This is a genomic window from Photobacterium proteolyticum (assembly GCF_001939735.1).
GTDB classification, from domain to species: Bacteria; Pseudomonadota; Gammaproteobacteria; order Enterobacterales; family Vibrionaceae; genus Photobacterium; species Photobacterium proteolyticum.
In genome coordinates this window covers 39,159-56,523 of sequence record NZ_MJIL01000049.1, presented here as the reverse complement: position 1 = coordinate 56,523, position 17,365 = coordinate 39,159, and the positions used below count along the sequence as shown (strand labels likewise).

Sequence of the window (17,365 nt, the reverse complement as noted above, 5' to 3'; positions counted from 1 at the left end):
TATTCAGTACCCTTCCCTCCCCCTTCTATGTGCGGTCACGCTGTTCACCGCACGTATTGCTCAGGCACAAGGATAAGGTTAGGCTGATATGATGAAAAAACTTCACACCGATAGCAACGACACCTTACTACCAGCTGCTAGCGGTAAACTTCAGCTTAATCATTGCAAAACAGTAGGTTGCATTAATTTTGGCTCTGACGACAAGAACCACTATGTCCTTCAGCGCTCCAACCCGAACCGCCCTACCTTAGTTTGCCGTGAGTGTGGCGCCTTTCCGCCGGTCCTGAGTAATCATGATGTAGTTGAAGAAGTTTCCCGGCTGAAACTGATGCAGAGCAGCGGCCTGCCCGCCTGTAGCAATCCAGAGTGTGAAAACCTCGGTCTTCCCGTGCTGACCCACCGTCATCTTTATCATGCCTTTGGCTACAGTGGCGACCGCCAGCGTTACCGTTGTAAATGCTGCCAGGCTACCTTCGTTGACCGCTGGTCTGGCTTCAATGGCAAAAACCAGGTGCAGCAAAAGCTGCTCGCCCTGCTTTTTACCGGGTATTCGGTACGGGATATCTGTCGTCGTCTGGGCATGAATCCGAAATCTTTCTACGATCAGCTATCGCATATTGCCAGCCGCTGTCGTCGCCAGTTATCGATGTTTGATGCTCGACTCTTCAAACATGCACAAGACCTGTCACTGGCCTCCGATCTGGTACCGCTGCAACCCCACAGCAGTAACGGTGTCAGCTGGATTGCCAGTTGTGAAGCGGCATCCGGTTATGTCGTCGGACAACACGTAAATTATCAGCAAAATGATGTTGAGAACCCAAGCGACCAGCACGACCCGTATGTAGACGGCACCCGTTTGATGGCAGCGCCGGGAGCAAGGCTTGTCGAAGTACTGCCACCGGCGCCACAGGGGATCCTGGCACGTGTCGATACCAAGTACCGTGAAGTACTTTCGCGCCCTAACCTTGAAGATCCGCTAACCAGCATGCCGCTGATAAACTATCCGACCAAGGGCTGCCTGATCCGCCCGCAATACACGGTATATGCACACTACCTGCATTTGTCCCAGATGCTGGAATACAACGAATCGCTGTCTATTTTTATGCCTCAGGAACCGCTACTGCGTTCTGCCTGTATCTCGGTTTTCATGGAGCGCATTAAAGACAAGACTATTCATCCGATTTATGTCGAAAACGACCAAGGCTGGCAGCATGGTCAAGAGGCAGGACGAGTAGACATCGTTCTTATGGGTTGGTGGCGAGATCGCTGGGCCTTTACCCGTCACAACGATATCGGCAAAGGAATTTGTCATCTTGGCGGCGAGAAAGGCAACGAGCAGAAATGGTTGGAGCTGGCGTCACACGATGCCATCAGTAAATACCAAAAACGGTTCCATGATCAGTTCGCACAGCTGGTTGACGAACCTCGCAGGAAACTTCGTCCTGCTGGCCTGTTACCACTGCTGGATATCTACAGAGCCTGGCATAACCTGTGTCACCAGGACCGTTCTGGCTTAACCCCCGCTCAGCAAATGGGGTTGACCTCCGCACCACTAACGTTGGAACAGTTACTCAACTAATAACAACATCAAGGCTGCCTAATACGGCAGCCTCTGTTTCTGCATCCCCCTACACGTTTCCCACACCAGCGAGGAAGCCCGACCAGAATGCAAATACTCAGCTTCCGTCATGCTTAAACTCCATGTCATCCTCTTCTGTTTAAAATGAGCCACGCTTTGCTGGACAGATCAACTTTCCTTCCCTCTATCAAGCGTAGTATTTGATAATTATCTAAGATTTATTTACAAATAATTAATAAAAACCAAAACTCGGGGTAGATGCAGTTTGATAAGGATAGTCCCAAATAGAATTAAGCCTATATTGCTTGCGAGCATGCTGTTTGTCGGCATTATCCCTGCGTTTATTTATAGCTGGGTTAGCAGCGAGAAGCTCTCGACTGTGGCGCTTTCCCAGATCTCTCAAGGTTTGAGCAGTAGAACCGAGCTTGCCGCGCAAAACATTGACGATATCATCGCCAAAAGAATTCTGAGCATCAGAACGTTAGCTAATTCGCCAGTGTTTGATCTCGCCTCCGACACCATTCAATCTGACGAAGGCTTTCTCAGCCACTACCTTTCTGAAATTACGACAGTCGATACCGCTTTCTCGGCAATTTACCTGCTTGAAAACAATCAGAATGGCAACGACCAGGACCACTTCGAACTCATTGAATCCTCATCGTTCCAAACGACTCAAGCCCTTAATCAGGAACTCAAACAGGCAGGTATTACCCGGCTCAGTGAAGTGACTGACATGCTTGCCTCACAGGACAATGATGTCTATGTTTCCCTTCCTCTGGGGCTGGACAAGACCCCGTTTATCTACTTCATTTCCACGATTACGCACCAGCAGCCGGAGCCAGGTGCACCGGGCAACCAAAAGCTACTTGTGGTCAAATACGAACTAAGCGAAATCAACAACCAACTGACCTTCCTCGGCGAACGCATCAGCGATACTGACTACATCATCCTTATCGGTCAAAAAGGCGACGTGATCCTATCGGGCATAAACCAAGGCCACCCGCTTCAAGTGTTTGCTAACTTTAAGCAGGTGTATAACCAGGATGATAGCAACACTCACACATCGACCAGTGAAATCATGCATTATACCGACCGGTACAATGAGCCGTTGATTGCAACCATAACCCGTCTCGGAACTCAGGGAAATGACGGTAAGCCTCTTTGGTCACTGGTATCGATAACCCCGCAAAATACAGTAACCCAGGCGGTTGACTACCTGCACCGCTACTTCATGCTGGCCCTGTTTTTGACTGCGGGTATTGTGATCATCCTGTCTATTGCCCTGACCAAGCGAATCACCATGCCGCTGGCCAAACTGTCACGCTTTGCAGCTCAGTTTAAGCTTGGCAACTATGCCCGCAACGAACGCATTGAAGGTCCGCATGAGTTTCAGGTATTGCACGATGCACTCAACCAGGGTGCAGACAAAATCTCCTACGATACCGAACGATTAAACCGGGCACTGCACAAGGCGGAAGCCGCTGATCGGGCAAAATCAGCCTTTCTGGCCAACCTTTCCCATGAAATCCGAACCCCGATGAACGGGATGCTGGGGTTATCGCAGCTGCTGCTGAAGACGAAGCTGACCGAAGAGCAGGATCACCACCTCCGTACCCTGCTCGACTCCGGCAAGCATATGATGTCGCTGCTGAATGACATTCTCGATTTTTCCAAGATCGAGCAAGGACAGCTTAAGCTGGATCCCACCAATTTCTGTTTTACTGATTTGGTCGGTACCATAGAAAGTACCTACTACTCGCTTGCCAAAGAAAAAGGCATCGGCTTCGATATCCAGTGCGAATTCAATCCCAACGACTGGTTCTATGCCGATAAAGCGCGGATCCGCCAAATCCTGTTTAACCTGATCAGCAATGCCATCAAGTTCACGGAACGCGGCAAGGTACAAGTGACACTGAAACTGGAGGATGGAGAAAACCCCGGCGAGAAGATCCTTACCATTGTGGCCCGTGATACCGGAATTGGCATCGATCCCGAACGTATCCAATACATCTTTGATCCTTTTGCCCAGGCAGAAGCTTCAACCAGTCGCCGCTTCGGTGGCACGGGCCTCGGTCTGAGCATTGTCAAACAGCTGGCAGAACTGATGAGCGGGCAGATTCAACTCGACAGTATTCCCGGCGCAGGTTCGACCTTTACGGTCACGCTAGGCATCCACCAGGGGCAATATATGGTGCCGGCACAGGAAAGCATCGAGTTCGACCACCGGGCCTTTGCCAATCTCAGGGTCTTGATTGTCGAGGACAATAACCTCAATGTATTGATCATTGATTCCTTCCTCAAACAACGCGGGTTCCAGACCTATGTTGCCGAAAATGGAGCCGAGGCCCTGGCTATCCTTGAGAGTGAATTCTTTGATGTCGTATTGATGGATAACCATATGCCGGTTATGGACGGCATTGAAGCAACCACTAAAATCCGAGCCTTATCGTCGCCTGTCAGCCAGATCCCTATCTTCGCCTGTACCGCTGATGTGTTTGAAGAAACCCAGAAGAACATGATTGTTGCCGGCGTCGACTGCGTGATCACTAAACCTCTCGATGAACAAAAGCTGCTTGACGCCCTCCAGCGCTTTAAAAGCAAGATCACCCATATGGCATTGCTACGCTCGGCATATGAGGCCGATCAACAGGCTGCCAGATCACAAGAAAACACGGCAGAGGCAACAGAAGTGCTTGATGCTATTGAGCAAGAAGAAGAGGGCCTGACAGACGGCTGCGTCGGTGGCAATGTACTGAGCGACGAGCTTTTCAGAGAAATCACTCAGAATGAGAGCCATACCAACGACAGCAGTGAAAGCCAGTTGCTGGCCGAGAGTTTCCAGCAAATCGAAATCAACGCCCTGCTTGATATGATGGATCAAGACCATGACATCATCCTGCAGTTCCTCCAGATGTTTGCCGAAGAGCACAGTCAGGATATAGTCAAACTCAAGCAGGCACTGGCCAAGGATGATTTCGATTCGGCCATATTGCTCAGCCACTCTCTAAAGGGCGCATCAGGCAGCATCAGTGCCGTTTATGTCCGTGAGGCTGCATTGGCTGTGGAGAAAAAAGTGAAAGTTGGCAAGCAGCCTACCGAAGCGGAACTGGCGAGTCTTGACGATTCGTTAAACAAGCTTATTGAAGAAATCCACCAGCAAGTCGAACTAACGATCTAATTAAAAATGGTGTCATTTGTAAAAATGACACCAGCCTGCCCAGCTCAGCATAGCCTCTCCATCTTATCAATCACTCCCAGCCAAGCATTCAAGCCTGTAATTAGCGATACATCTCAGAACGCTATCCCCATAAAGAATAAAATCAAACCAAAAAAGAGATACTGAGATGCGAAAAATACACGACTTTGATTTAAAGCTACTCCACTTATTTGTGACCATTGTTGATTCCGGTGGCTTTTCAGCTGCGCAATTTAAATTAAACATGCACCAATCGACAATTAGTACTCGCATGAACGATCTGGAAACCCGGCTTGGTATGACATTGTGCCACCGGGGACGAAGAGGTTTTCGCCTGACTCATGATGGCAACAAGGTCTACCAACTTTGCCAAACGTTATTTAATGATATTGCCAGCTTTGAAGATCAACTCGATAGCATCAGAAATGTCTCCCATGGTCATATCAAACTCGCACTAACCGATAACTTGGCTACCAACCCGCAATGTAAAATCCAGCAGGCTATCAAACATTTTTGCAACGACCACCCAAAGGTAACAATCGATACGGAAATCTGCGACTCATACCAAATTGAAATGATGGTGCTTGATGGAAAGGCCGAGCTAGGGATCACGTCCTCAGAGGTACCCAAAGACGGTCTTACATATATCTATTTATTTGGTGAAAAACAGTGCCTGTATTGCGCACCGGACCATCCGGTTCTCTCGATTCCAAGAGAGATCACGACTGAAGATCTGCTTGATACACCGATTGTGGAGCGAGGGGTATCCCACAAGATCACTCCGCTCAGCAATACTAAAAACTTGCTTCACCTCGCCAGCAGCACCAATATGGAAGCAACAGCCCATCTGGTATTATCCGGGAATTTTGTCGGCTACCTGCCGGATCACTATGCTTCGATTTGGGAGCAGCGTGGAGAGATGGTCAGAGTCAATGCCCCGTCTCTTGAATACATTGCTGAATTCCATTTAACCATCCTGGAATCCAAAGAACTTTCATTAGCCGCAACTGAATTAATGCATGCGATTTCCAGTGCCCACCAAAATAAAAAGCCGCCGCTTCATTTCTCGATTTAATACTATCCTACCTCTTTGAAATTTATTCACGGAGTATACCCAAACTATCTCTTGAGATAGCTTGGGTATAAACATTTTATTCCGTTAATGCGACTTTTTATTCTTACATCGAATTCATACAAAGTAATCATAGAAAACCCATTATTTATCTTCATCACTAAAAAGCGCTCAATGTTCCAAAAGAACAATATTACCCAGAGGTAAAACGATGAGCACTTACCCGTGTATTAATATTCATTTAGATACGATCACCCAAAATACCCAACACATGGTGTCAGCGTGCAGAGCCCAGGGCATCTCACCTGCCGGTGTTACCAAGCTAGCCTGCGCCACTCCAGATGTCGGGCAGGCTATCTTAAATGGCGGCATTCAACTTCTTGCTGATTCTCGCATTCGGAATTTAAGAAAAATCCGTCATCTCGATGCCCAAACGCTACTTTTGAGACTGCCAGCTCTTAGTGAAATCAGCGAGGTCGTCAAATATGCCGATATCTCTCTGAACTCCGAGATGGCAACCTTAGACGCCCTGTCGGCCGAAGCCCTAAAGCAGCATAAAACCCATCAAGTTATTCTGATGCATGACCTCGGCGATCTCCGGGAAGGCGGGTTCTATGAGGAAGAGACCCTTGCCCTTGCTCGCAAGGCAGTCGCACTACCCGGAATCGAGCTTGTTGGTCTCGGTAGCAACCTCGCCTGCTACGGTGGTGTAGAGCCAACCTCTGATAATCAGAACCAGCTAATTGCGCTCGCCAGACAAATTGAATCCACATTCAACATCACACTCAAGTACATCTCCGGAGCAAGCTCTGCCGGGTTGCCTTTAATGTTTAGCGGCAAGCTCCCTCAAGGTATCAATCAATTAAGACTCGGAGCTTCACTTTTGATGGGAATTGGGCTGAACGATGATCCGATCCCCGAAACCCGGCAAGATACCTTTGATCTCACAGCGGAAATCGTTGAGATCAAAATCAAACCCTCGGTTCCGGTCAATTCCACCGCCCTTGATGCTTTTGGCAACAAACCTGATTTTATTGACCGCGGGCTGCGCAGACGTGCAATTTGCGCAGTCGGAAAACAAGATGTCGATATCAGCCAGATCTCCCCGAAAGACCCAAACATCATCGTCATCGGCGGTAGCAGCGATCACCTAATTCTCGATATCAATGACTGCGAGCCCGACTACCAAGTCGGTAGCTTAATTGATTTCGATTTGTCCTACGGCGGCGTCTTGCAGTGCATGACCTCCGAATACATCACCAAACGCTTTATCTAAAACCAACAATATGAATGCAAATACCAACTCAACATCGCGCTAAGGATGCACCATGTTAAGAATTAAGAAGTTCCCCAACACCTTTACGATCCTATTCTTTTTAATTTCCTTCTTTGCCATGCTGACCTATATATTGCCAGCAGGTAAATACACCCGAGAAATGAATGAACAGCTCGGCAGGGAAGTGCCTCTGCCAGGCTCATATCATGTCATTGAATCTTCGCCGCAAGGTTTTTTTGATACCCTGATGGCTCCCATCTCCGGCTTTTATGATCCGGTAAGCGGCGTCATCGGTGCCATCGATGTCAGCCTTTTCGTCCTGATGGTCGGCGGTTTCCTCGGTATAGTTACCAAAACAGGTGCCATTGACACCGGCATTGCCAGGATCATGGTTCGCCTGAAAGGACGGGAAATATACATGATCCCTATCTTGATGACCCTATTTGCTCTCGGCGGGACATCCTACGGTATGGCAGAGGAATCACTGGCCTTCTATGGCCTGCTTATCCCAATCTTTATGACAGCCCGCTTTGATCCCCTGGTTGCCGTAGCCGTTATCTTTGTCGGCACTGGAGTCGGCACGCTAGGTTCAACCATCAACCCGTTTGGTACTGTCATTGCCTCTAACGCCGCCAGTGTCGATTTCCTCAGCGGGGTCGAATTGCGGTTTGTCATTCTTGCCGTTGCCCTTGTCGTCGGCTGTGGCTATGTAATGCGCTATGCCAGAAAGATCCAGAACAACCCGGACGCTTCCCTGCTTGCCCACCTGCGTCACGATCATGAAGCGCACTTCCTGGGTGACAAAGATGCCACTGACAATCTGCCGGTTCTCACCGCCTCGCAGAAAGGCGTGCTGATCCTGTTTATCCTGACTTTCAGCATCATGATCTACGGTGTCTCTGTACTCGGTTGGTGGATGGCTGAAATGGCTACGCTATTTATCTTTATGGGTATTCTGTGTGGCATTGTCGGCCGCCTGAAAGAAGACGATCTGATCAACTCATTCGTGGCCGGCGCTGCCGATCTGATTGGGGTAGCATTAATTGTAGGCGTCGCCCGCGGAATTGTTGTGGTCATGGAAGCCGGTAACATCACTGATACCATTCTTAACTTTGCCGAAGGCATAGTGGCAGGCAAAAGCTCGGTCTTGTTCATTAACACCGTTTATTGGATTGAGATGCTGCTCTCTTTCATCGTTCCTTCAACCTCAGGTCTGGCAGTAATGAGCATGCCTATCCTGGCGCCACTGGGTGATTTTGCCAATACAGGCCGCGAGTTAGTGGTAACCGCATTTATGAGCGGAATCGGCACTATCCTGTTTATTACGCCAACCTATGGTGTACTGATGGGTGGATTAGCAATAGCACGTATTCCTTATATCACCTGGCTGAAGTTCATTGCCCCGTTAGTTGCTTTCTTTGTCGTACTTAACTGTGTGGTTCTGTCAATCGGGGTAACACTATAGAGTAACCCGTTATCAACCAATTACGCTCCCGGTAGGTCATTACCTTCCGGGAGCTTTTTGTATATCCGTTATTTCGGTACTGCTATTTCAAGCCCAGCCTCTTAGCCAAACGGTGCAGGTTACCGCTGTCGATGCCAAGTTGCCTTGCGGTCGCTGCCCAGTTGTTATCGTTCGCATCCAGCACCTGTCGAATATACTGCGCCTGAAATAACTCAGTCGCATCACGCAGGCTGTCACCGCTAAACACAGGCATCGATGGGAGAACACCGCCCCGGGCAGATCGAGCTATTGCAATCCCCTGCCTAGAAGCCTCTGGGCTTAAACCTTCTTGACCTAAGCCATCTTGAACAACACCGTCAAAATTAAAGTGATGAGGGTGAATCTGTGGCGTCTCGGCACCATATTCAGAACGGGCCAGAATAGCCGCACGGTGAATACAATGCTCCAGCTCGCGGATATTACCCGGCCAGCCATACTGGGAAAGTACTGTCAGGCTAGACTGGCTAAGACGGAGGGTCTGTATCCCTAATTTTGCCCGGCATTTTTCGATAAAGTACCCGGCAAGCAGGGCAATATCATCACCACGATCTCGCAGCGGGGCCACATGAAGAGGGAATACACTTAATCGATGATAGAGATCGGCACGGAACCGCCCTTCTACCACTTCCTGCTTAAGATCCTTATTGGTGGCAGCAATGATACGGACATTGACTTTCAGGCTGCGATCGTCACCAATCCGCTGCAAATCGCCATATTGCAGTACCCGCAGTAGCTTGGCCTGAAGCGCCAATGGCAGTTCACCGATTTCATCGAGGAAAAGCGTCCCGTCATTGGCAATTTCAAATTTTCCGCTCCGGTTGCTGATCGCGCCGGTAAAGGCTCCTTTGACATGACCAAACAGTTCACTCTCGGCAACTGACTCAGGTAAGGCAGCACAGTTAAGGTAAACAAGAGGCTGCTCCGCCCGGCCTGACTTACGATGAATATCCTTGGCCACCAGCTCTTTACCGACACCGGTTTCGCCCAGCACCAATACATTCAAATCCGACTTGGCAACAACATCAATTTCGCTCTTGAGGGCTAGCATCAGTGACGACTGGCCGACCATCTCAACATTGTCGCTGTCGTTGATCTTAATCGACGGCAACTGGGTCGGGCTCTCTGACGCCACCTTTTCCAACTGCTCCATCATCAGGGCATTATTGAGCGACACCGCAGCCAGCGCACTGATAGTACGCAAGTCCTGATCGCTGAACTCCGCAAACGACGAGGTATCAAAACTGTCTATGGTCAGGGCGCCGATCAAGTTGTCATCCGCCAACAGCGGCAAGCCAATGCAGGCATGCACCTTAAGTTCATCCTCATGATTGGGGATCAGTCCGTCAAACGGATCAGGAAGTTCGCTATCGGCGGGAAACCTGACGATATCACCGGCTCGCGCTATGGCTTCGAGCCTCGGGTGTTCGCTAATCGTAAAACGTCGTCCCAGCACATCAGGCACCAGGCCATCGATAGCCAGAGGCGTGAATTGCTGTCCACGGAATGCCAACAATGCAGATGCATCGCAGTTCAACGTCTGACGAATAGTATTTAGAAGGCGCTGAAACCGGTCCTGGTTAGAAATGCTGGTCGTCATATCCAGGGCGATATGGGTAAAGTCACGCGTTGGCAACACCATGCCTACTCTCTCCGCTAATTATCAAGAACTCACAATGTCAATATGACACATAGATGTAATTATGACAATAAACCAAAAGTGTCATATTGACACACCCAAACGTAAAAACCTTTAAAATCAATAGCATAAAAGTTGGCACGTTTGTTGATATATGAGATTTGATACTACAACAACTATTCGAGTGATCAGATATGACTAAACAAAAGTTATCAATCATATCGCTTCTCATTGTGTGCTTGGCTTCATTTACAGTTTTGCTCAGCATCGGAAGCGACATTTACCGCGAGGCACCGCCCATTCCGGCCAAGGTTGTCAGCACAAGCGGTGAGGTTATTTTTACGGAAAATGATATTCAACGTGGCCAACTGGTATGGCGCTCTATGGGCGGACATCAGCTTGGTTCTATTTGGGGACACGGCTCATATGTCGCACCAGACTGGACAGCAGACTGGCTGCATCGTGAGGCAAATAACTGGCTGGAGCTGAAAGCGCGTGAAGACTTCAACAAGCCTTTCACCCAGCTGTCGAACAGTCAGCAGGCTGGACTGGAGCAAGAACTGCGTGATGACTTGCGTCCTAACAACTACAACGTAGAAACCGGTGTCATCACCATTTCTCAGCGCCGTTCTGACGCGATTTCTATGTTGCAGCATCACTACATTGGCCTGTTTGGCGATGATCCTGCCTATCAGCCACTGCGTGAAGACTACGCAATGAAAGAGGGTACGGTTTCAACGGCCGAGCGTCGCGAACAGCTAACGGCTTTCTTCTTCTGGAGCGCTTGGGCTGCTACCACAGAACGTGTCGGCCAAAACTACACCTACACCAATAACTGGCCTTATGATCCGGTTCTAGGCAATACGCCAACATCCAGCAATATTGTCTGGTCAATCTTAAGTGTGGTTGTTCTGATTGCCGGTGTTGGCGCCCTGGCCTGGTATCACGCGGCACTAAAACACGAACCGCTACCGACACCGCCGAAATACGATCCTCTGTTTGACGGCAAGCCGACTGCATCACAAAAAGCGGTAGGTAAGTACTTCTTTACTGCAGTAGGCCTATTCCTATTACAGGTTTTCCTTGGTGGTATTACCGCCCACTACGGTGTCGAAGGTCAGGACTTTTACGGCATTCCACTTTCAGAAATCCTACCCTACTCGGTTACCCGAACCTGGCATACCCAGCTAGCCGTCTTCTGGATCGCAACCGCATGGCTGGGAACCGGACTGTACATCGCACCGGCCTTATCGGGCCATGAACCTAAATTCCAGCGTCTGGGCGTCAATGTTCTCTGGATCGCACTGGTTGTTGTCGTACTCGGCTCGATGGCTGGTGAATGGCTTGCTGTTCAGCAGTACTTTGACCTCGATACCAGTTACTTGTTGGGCCATCAGGGTCAGGAATACATTGATCTCGGCCGCGTCTGGCAAGTATTGCTTCTGGTTGGTCTGTTGATCTGGCTGGCACTGGTAACCCGTGCAATTCGCCCGGCTCTTTCACAGCAAGGTGAAATGCGTGCAGTGATCTGGGTACTGTATGCCTCTTGTGTGGCTATCGGCCTGTTCTATGGTGCCGGTTTGTTCCAGGGCAAGCACACCAACCTGGCGATTGCAGAATACTGGCGCTGGTGGGTTGTACACCTGTGGGTAGAAGGCTTCTTCGAAACCTTTGCCACCTCTGTTATTGCCCTGATGTTTGTTCGCCTTGGCCTGGTACGTGCAGCAACAGCCAACAGTGCGGTACTGTTCGCCACAGTTGTCTTCCTAACTGGCGGCCTGATCGGTACCCTGCACCACCTGTACTTTACCGGTACACCAACATCAGTCATTGCCTGGGGTTCAATCTTCTCGGCACTGGAAGTCGTACCGCTGGCGCTTATCGGATTCGAGGCTGTTGAAAGCTATCGAATGCGCAATACCACGCCGTGGATGGCACGCTACAAGTGGGCAATCATGTTCTTTGTCGCAACGGCATTCTGGAACCTTGTCGGTGCCGGTGTACTTGGCTTTCTCATCAACCCACCTGTCGCGCTGTACTTTATTCAGGGCTTGAACACCACAGCTACCCATGCCCACGGTGCGTTTATGGGCGTCTACGGCATGCTAGGAATTGGCCTGATGTTGTTCTGCCTGCGTGGCCTGGCGGGTGATACCCGTGGCTGGGATGACAAATGGCTGAAATGGGCCTTCTGGTCACTGAACATTGGTCTGGCTGCCATGTTGGCTATGTCGCTGCTACCTGTGGGTCTGGTTCAGTTCTTCGCTGTTATCGAGAATGGTTACTGGTTTGCCCGCTCGCCGGAAGTACTTCACAGCCCGCTGGTCGAGACTTTGGTCTGGCTACGTATGCCGGGTGACATGCTATTCGGTGCCGGCGGTATCTTCCTGGGAATCTTCCTGGCCAAACTGATTGTTCAGGCTATCAAGTCAGGTAACAAGACAGAGGTACTAGCACGATGAGCAGACACATCCTATCCGGGCTTAAAGTCTTACTGGCTATTTCAGGGATTTACCTCGGCAGTGCCGTGCTGACCAGCCTGCCACAGCTGTTTGTTCAGCTGTCCGTTGAGATGGGATGGATAACTCCCGCTGTTCTGTAACCTCCACTCAGGCCGTCCGGTATCGACATGATATCAGGCGGTCTGAGCCGTTTTCTCCTGTGAGCATATTATGTATCTGACCATCAAATCTTTTCACCTGTTCACCGTGATACTCAGCATCAGTTTATTTGTTCTGCGTTTCGGCCTGCGCTGCCGCCACTCCCCCTTGGCAGATAACCGGGTACTAAAGGTTATCCCGCATATTAATGATTCCTTCTTACTTACCAGCGGCTTTGCCCTGATCAACCTCACCGGCTTTGTCCCGTTTACACCTGCCGCTCCCTGGTTATCAGTCAAACTCATGTGCGTGGTAGCGTACATCCTTTGTGGTGCGTTTGCCCTCAAGGCAAAAACCAACTGGCAGCGATGGGCTTTATTCACCGGCGCAATGGGCTGGTTGATGTTTATTGTCCACCTTGCCATTAGCAAATACTTCGCGCTCGACTCATTACCAGGCTATTCCCTGTTTCTATAACCCCCATACGGGCAAGAGCGTCAGTGCTCTTGTCGGGCACAATACGCCTTACCCTCAACAACTATATGCAGCAATCACCATTCCTTCGCAGAATCGAGAGGCTTTTTACGCCCACAATTATGAGCAAAAGCTCACGCAACGGATCATATGCTCACACGCAAAACATTCGACCCAAGCCATAAGAGCAAGTTTCAACCTGTGCCAATACGCAAAACAGTCTTTAAACATCATAAAAATGCGATCTAGGCACAATTTGATACCCTAAACAATTGACAATTTACAGCAAAAAGCTAATTATCATCACATCAATTGTTCTTTGATGATCCATATGTTCACAGACTGTGTTTTTGGTTTGAAACATTTGGGTTAATTACAGGTAAAACTACCTTTTCTGGCTACACTTTTAGCTAGCAATAAGACAAGCCCTAACACTTTGAAGGTCGAAAGATATGAGCACTAAACTGGAACAACTGCGCGCGCTAACAACTGTTGTTGCTGACACTGGCGACATTGAGGCTATCAGCAAGTATCAGCCTGAAGATGCGACTACCAACCCATCGCTGATCCTGAAAGCTGCACAGATCGCTGAGTATGCTCCTCTTATTGATGCGTCAATTGCTTACGCTAAAGCTCAGAGCGACGACAAAGAGCAGCAGGTTCAAGACACTTGCGACATGCTTGCAGTAAACATCGGTAAAGAAATCCTGAAAGTCGTTCCTGGCCGTATCTCTACCGAAGTTGACGCTCGTCTTTCTTACGACACCGAAGGCAGCATCGCTAAAGCTCGCCAGCTAATCAAAATGTACAACGATGCTGGTATCACTAACGACCGCATCCTTATCAAGCTAGCGTCTACTTGGGAAGGTATCCGTGCTGCTGAAGTACTGGAAAAAGAAGGCATCAACTGTAACCTGACTCTGCTATTCTCTTTCGCTCAGGCGCGTGCATGTGCAGAAGCTGGTGTTTACCTGATTTCTCCTTTCGTTGGCCGCATCATGGACTGGTACAAAGCGAAAGAAGGTCGTGACTTCGAAGCGCAGGAAGATCCAGGTGTTATCTCTGTAACTAACATCTACAACTACTACAAAGAACACGGCTACAATACTGTTGTTATGGGCGCAAGCTTCCGTAACACTGGTGAGATTCTAGAACTAGCCGGTTGTGACCGTCTGACTATCAGCCCACAGCTACTACAAGACCTGGAAGATGCAACAGGTGAAGTTGTTCAAAAGCTAGTTGCAACTACTGAGCTGAAAGAACGTCCTGCCGCTATGGGTCACGCTGAGTTCCTATGGGAGCACAACCAGGATGCAATGGCTGTTGAGAAACTGGCTGAAGGTATCCGTAACTTCGCCGTTGACCAGGGCAAGCTAGAAGCAATGATTGCTGAGCGCCTGTAAGCCTTAGACATATTCAAGAAAGCGGCCAACAAGCCGCTTTCTTCCTTTTTAACGTTTTTGATTCAAATAAATTCTATAGTGGAAACCAATATGGAACGTAAAGTGTTAGCAAATGCAATCCGTGCACTGAGCATGGACGGTGTACAGCAGGCAAACTCAGGCCACCCAGGCGCACCTATGGGTATGGCGGACATCGCTGAAGTACTGTGGCGCAGCCACATGAACCACAACCCACAAAACCCAGAGTGGGCTGATCGCGACCGTTTCATCCTGTCGAACGGCCACGGTTCAATGCTGATCTACTCTCTGCTTCACCTTACTGGCTACGATCTATCTATCGATGATCTGAAGAACTTCCGCCAGCTTCACTCTAAAACCCCTGGTCACCCAGAATACGGTTACGCACCAGGCGTTGAAACAACAACTGGTCCACTAGGCCAGGGCATCACCAACGCTGTTGGTATGGCGATCGCTGAAAAAGCAATGGCTGACCAGTTCAACCGCGACGGCCACGATATCGTTGACCACTACACCTACTCGTTCCTGGGTGACGGTTGTATGATGGAAGGTATCTCTCACGAAGCATGTTCTCTAGCCGGCACACTTGGCCTTGGCAAACTAGTTGCTTTCTGGGATGACAACGGTATCTCTATCGACGGTGAAGTTGAAGGTTGGTTCTCTGACGACACACCTAAGCGTTTCGAAGCATACGGCTGGCACGTAATTCCAGCAGTAGACGGTCACGATCCGGAAGCAATCAACGCGGCTATCGAAGCGGCGAAAGCGGAGACTGGCAAGCCGACTCTGATCTGCTGCAAAACTATCATCGGTTTCGGTTCTCCAAACAAAGCCGGTTCTCACGACTGTCACGGTGCTCCACTAGGTGCTGAAGAAATCGCTGCAGCTCGTGAATTCCTAGGCTGGAACCACGGTCCTTTCGAAATCCCTGCAGACGTTGCTGCTGAGTGGGATGCGAAAGAAGCGGGTGCCGCTAAAGAAGCAGCTTGGAACGCGAAGTTCGAAGCATACGCTGCTGCTCACCCTGAGCTGGCTGCAGAGTTCAAACGCCGTTCATCTGGCGAGCTTCCTGCACAGTGGGAAGAGCAAGCGAACGCAATCATTGCCGATCTTCAGGCAAACCCTGCGAACATTGCATCACGTAAAGCCTCTCAGAACGCACTGGAAGCATTTGGTAAACTGCTACCAGAATTCATGGGCGGCTCTGCTGACCTTGCGCCTTCTAACCTGACTATGTGGTCTGGTTCTAAGTCACTAGAAGCAAACGACTTCACTGGTAACTACATCCACTACGGTGTACGTGAATTCGGTATGACAGCTATCATGAACGGTATTGCCCTGCACGGTGGTTTCGTACCATACGGCGCAACATTCCTAATGTTCATGGAATACGCACGTAACGCAATGCGTATGGCTGCGCTGATGAAAGTTCAGAACATCCAGGTTTACACGCACGACTCAATCGGTCTGGGTGAAGATGGCCCTACACACCAGCCAGTAGAGCAAGTTGCTTCTCTGCGCCTAACACCGAACATGAGCACATGGCGCCCATGTGACCAGGTTGAGTCAGCCGTTGCCTGGAAATTCGCTATCGAGCGTAAAGACGGTCCAACATCACTGATTTTCTCTCGTCAAAACCTTGCACAGCAAGAGCGTACCGCAGCACAAGTTGCTGACATCGCTAAAGGTGGCTACATCCTGAAAGACTGTGAAGGCAAGCCAGAGCTAATCCTGATCGCAACAGGTTCTGAAGTAGAACTAGCAACTGAAGCCTACGCTCAGCTAACAGCTGAAGGCCGTAAGGTTCGCGTTGTTTCTATGCCTGCAACTGACCTGTTCGACAAGCAAGATGCAGCATACCGTGAAGCGGTACTGCCATCAGACGTAACTGCACGTATCGCTGTAGAAGCAGGTATCGCAGACTTCTGGTACAAGTACGTTGGCTTCGGCGGTCGTATCATCGGTATGACTACCTTCGGTGAATCTGCACCAGCAGGCGAGCTATTCAAGATGTTCGGCTTCACTGTTGAAAACGTTGTTGATACAGCAAAAGAACTACTAGGCTAAGCATTACTGCTTAACTGATATCAAAGCCAGGCTATCAAGCCTGGCTTTTTTTTATTCCAATATTTAAAGTGACTATTTATAAAATATTGGTTGCGCAAAACCATTATTTCCCCACCTGTTAATTTTCTATTTACACCTATAACAAAATTTATCATACAAATTTCAAAGCGTTGACAGCCCCTTTGTAAGCAATTTATCAATATGTGACTAAAGTCTTACTTTTTAAAGGGTTATTAGGGATACACCTATTAGAAAATGCGTCGTTATTTGATCGGGATCACGCGTTTTTGCGCAGATAAACAAGATGCATATGGCTCAGATCAATACCTGAAAATATTTTTATGCATCTGGTGTCAATGTAGAAAACATTTCTATATATCAAAGCTGTTGTGAAAAAATAAGGATTTTTTTCTCTTATATAAGGCGTATTCTCGCTATGAATTAAAACACAAGCACCAGGGAATAATTACTTCATTAATCCACTTTTATACTTTTTCGATTTTTGATTTCATTTTAACTCCACTCCGAATTATCGGATGT

Annotated in this window: 11 protein-coding genes; 10 read left to right on the top strand and 1 reads right to left on the bottom strand. The window is 49.1% G+C overall.

Translation table 11 applies throughout. The features are described from left to right. Positions 1-88 precede the first annotated feature (88 nt). The 5 genes from BIT28_RS05615 (at position 89) to BIT28_RS05595 (ending at position 8,588) form a co-directional block, all read left to right on the top strand. Positions 89-1,579: a lactate dehydrogenase gene (locus BIT28_RS05615; RefSeq protein WP_075762663.1), complete on the top strand. Its 1,491-nt coding sequence runs from the start codon at positions 89-91 to the stop codon at positions 1,577-1,579. A 265-nt stretch (positions 1,580-1,844) separates the two neighbouring features. Next, a complete protein-coding gene (locus BIT28_RS05610; RefSeq protein WP_245823654.1) occupies positions 1,845-4,757 on the top strand; it encodes an ATP-binding protein in 2,913 nt (970 codons plus the stop codon). Between the two features lie 166 nt (positions 4,758-4,923). Next, a complete protein-coding gene (locus BIT28_RS05605) occupies positions 4,924-5,850 on the top strand; it encodes a LysR family transcriptional regulator (RefSeq protein WP_075762662.1) in 927 nt (308 codons plus the stop codon). Between the two features lie 208 nt (positions 5,851-6,058). Further along, on the top strand, positions 6,059-7,123 hold the full coding sequence (locus BIT28_RS05600; RefSeq protein WP_075762661.1) for an alanine/ornithine racemase family PLP-dependent enzyme: 1,065 nt from the start codon (positions 6,059-6,061) through the stop codon (positions 7,121-7,123). 52 nt (positions 7,124-7,175) lie between these two features. Then, the gene (locus BIT28_RS05595) at positions 7,176-8,588 is read left to right on the top strand and encodes a YfcC family protein (protein WP_075762660.1); all 1,413 of its coding nucleotides are present in this window, start codon (positions 7,176-7,178) and stop codon (positions 8,586-8,588) included. A gap of 82 nt (positions 8,589-8,670) precedes the next feature. Here the strand turns inward: BIT28_RS05595 and norR are convergent, their stop codons facing one another. Next, positions 8,671-10,266, bottom strand: coding sequence for a nitric oxide reductase transcriptional regulator NorR (norR, locus tag BIT28_RS05590; protein ID WP_075762659.1), 1,596 nt, complete (start codon positions 10,264-10,266; stop codon positions 8,671-8,673). A 191-nt stretch (positions 10,267-10,457) separates the two neighbouring features. Here norR and BIT28_RS05585 point away from each other — a divergent pair, with 191 nt between their 5' ends. The 5 genes from BIT28_RS05585 to tkt all read left to right on the top strand — a co-directional run bounded on the left by BIT28_RS05585 (position 10,458) and on the right by tkt (position 16,825). Next, positions 10,458-12,725, top strand: a complete 2,268-nt coding sequence (locus BIT28_RS05585; RefSeq protein ID WP_075762658.1) for a nitric-oxide reductase large subunit — start codon at positions 10,458-10,460, stop codon at positions 12,723-12,725. Then, a complete protein-coding gene (locus tag BIT28_RS29485; protein WP_175577493.1) occupies positions 12,722-12,865 on the top strand; it encodes a hypothetical protein in 144 nt (47 codons plus the stop codon). Before BIT28_RS05585 ends, BIT28_RS29485 begins: the two co-directional genes overlap by 4 nt. A 70-nt stretch (positions 12,866-12,935) precedes the next feature. Further along, on the top strand, positions 12,936-13,340 hold the full coding sequence (locus tag BIT28_RS05580; protein WP_075762657.1) for a SirB2 family protein: 405 nt from the start codon (positions 12,936-12,938) through the stop codon (positions 13,338-13,340). Between the two features lie 449 nt (positions 13,341-13,789). Then, positions 13,790-14,740 carry a transaldolase gene (gene tal / locus BIT28_RS05575; RefSeq protein WP_075762656.1) on the top strand — a complete coding sequence of 317 codons (951 nt, stop codon included), beginning with the start codon at positions 13,790-13,792 and terminating at the stop codon, positions 14,738-14,740. Between the two features lie 90 nt (positions 14,741-14,830). Continuing rightward, positions 14,831-16,825 carry a transketolase gene (gene tkt, locus BIT28_RS05570; RefSeq protein WP_075762655.1) on the top strand — a complete coding sequence of 665 codons (1,995 nt, stop codon included), beginning with the start codon at positions 14,831-14,833 and terminating at the stop codon, positions 16,823-16,825. Positions 16,826-17,365 lie beyond the last annotated feature (540 nt).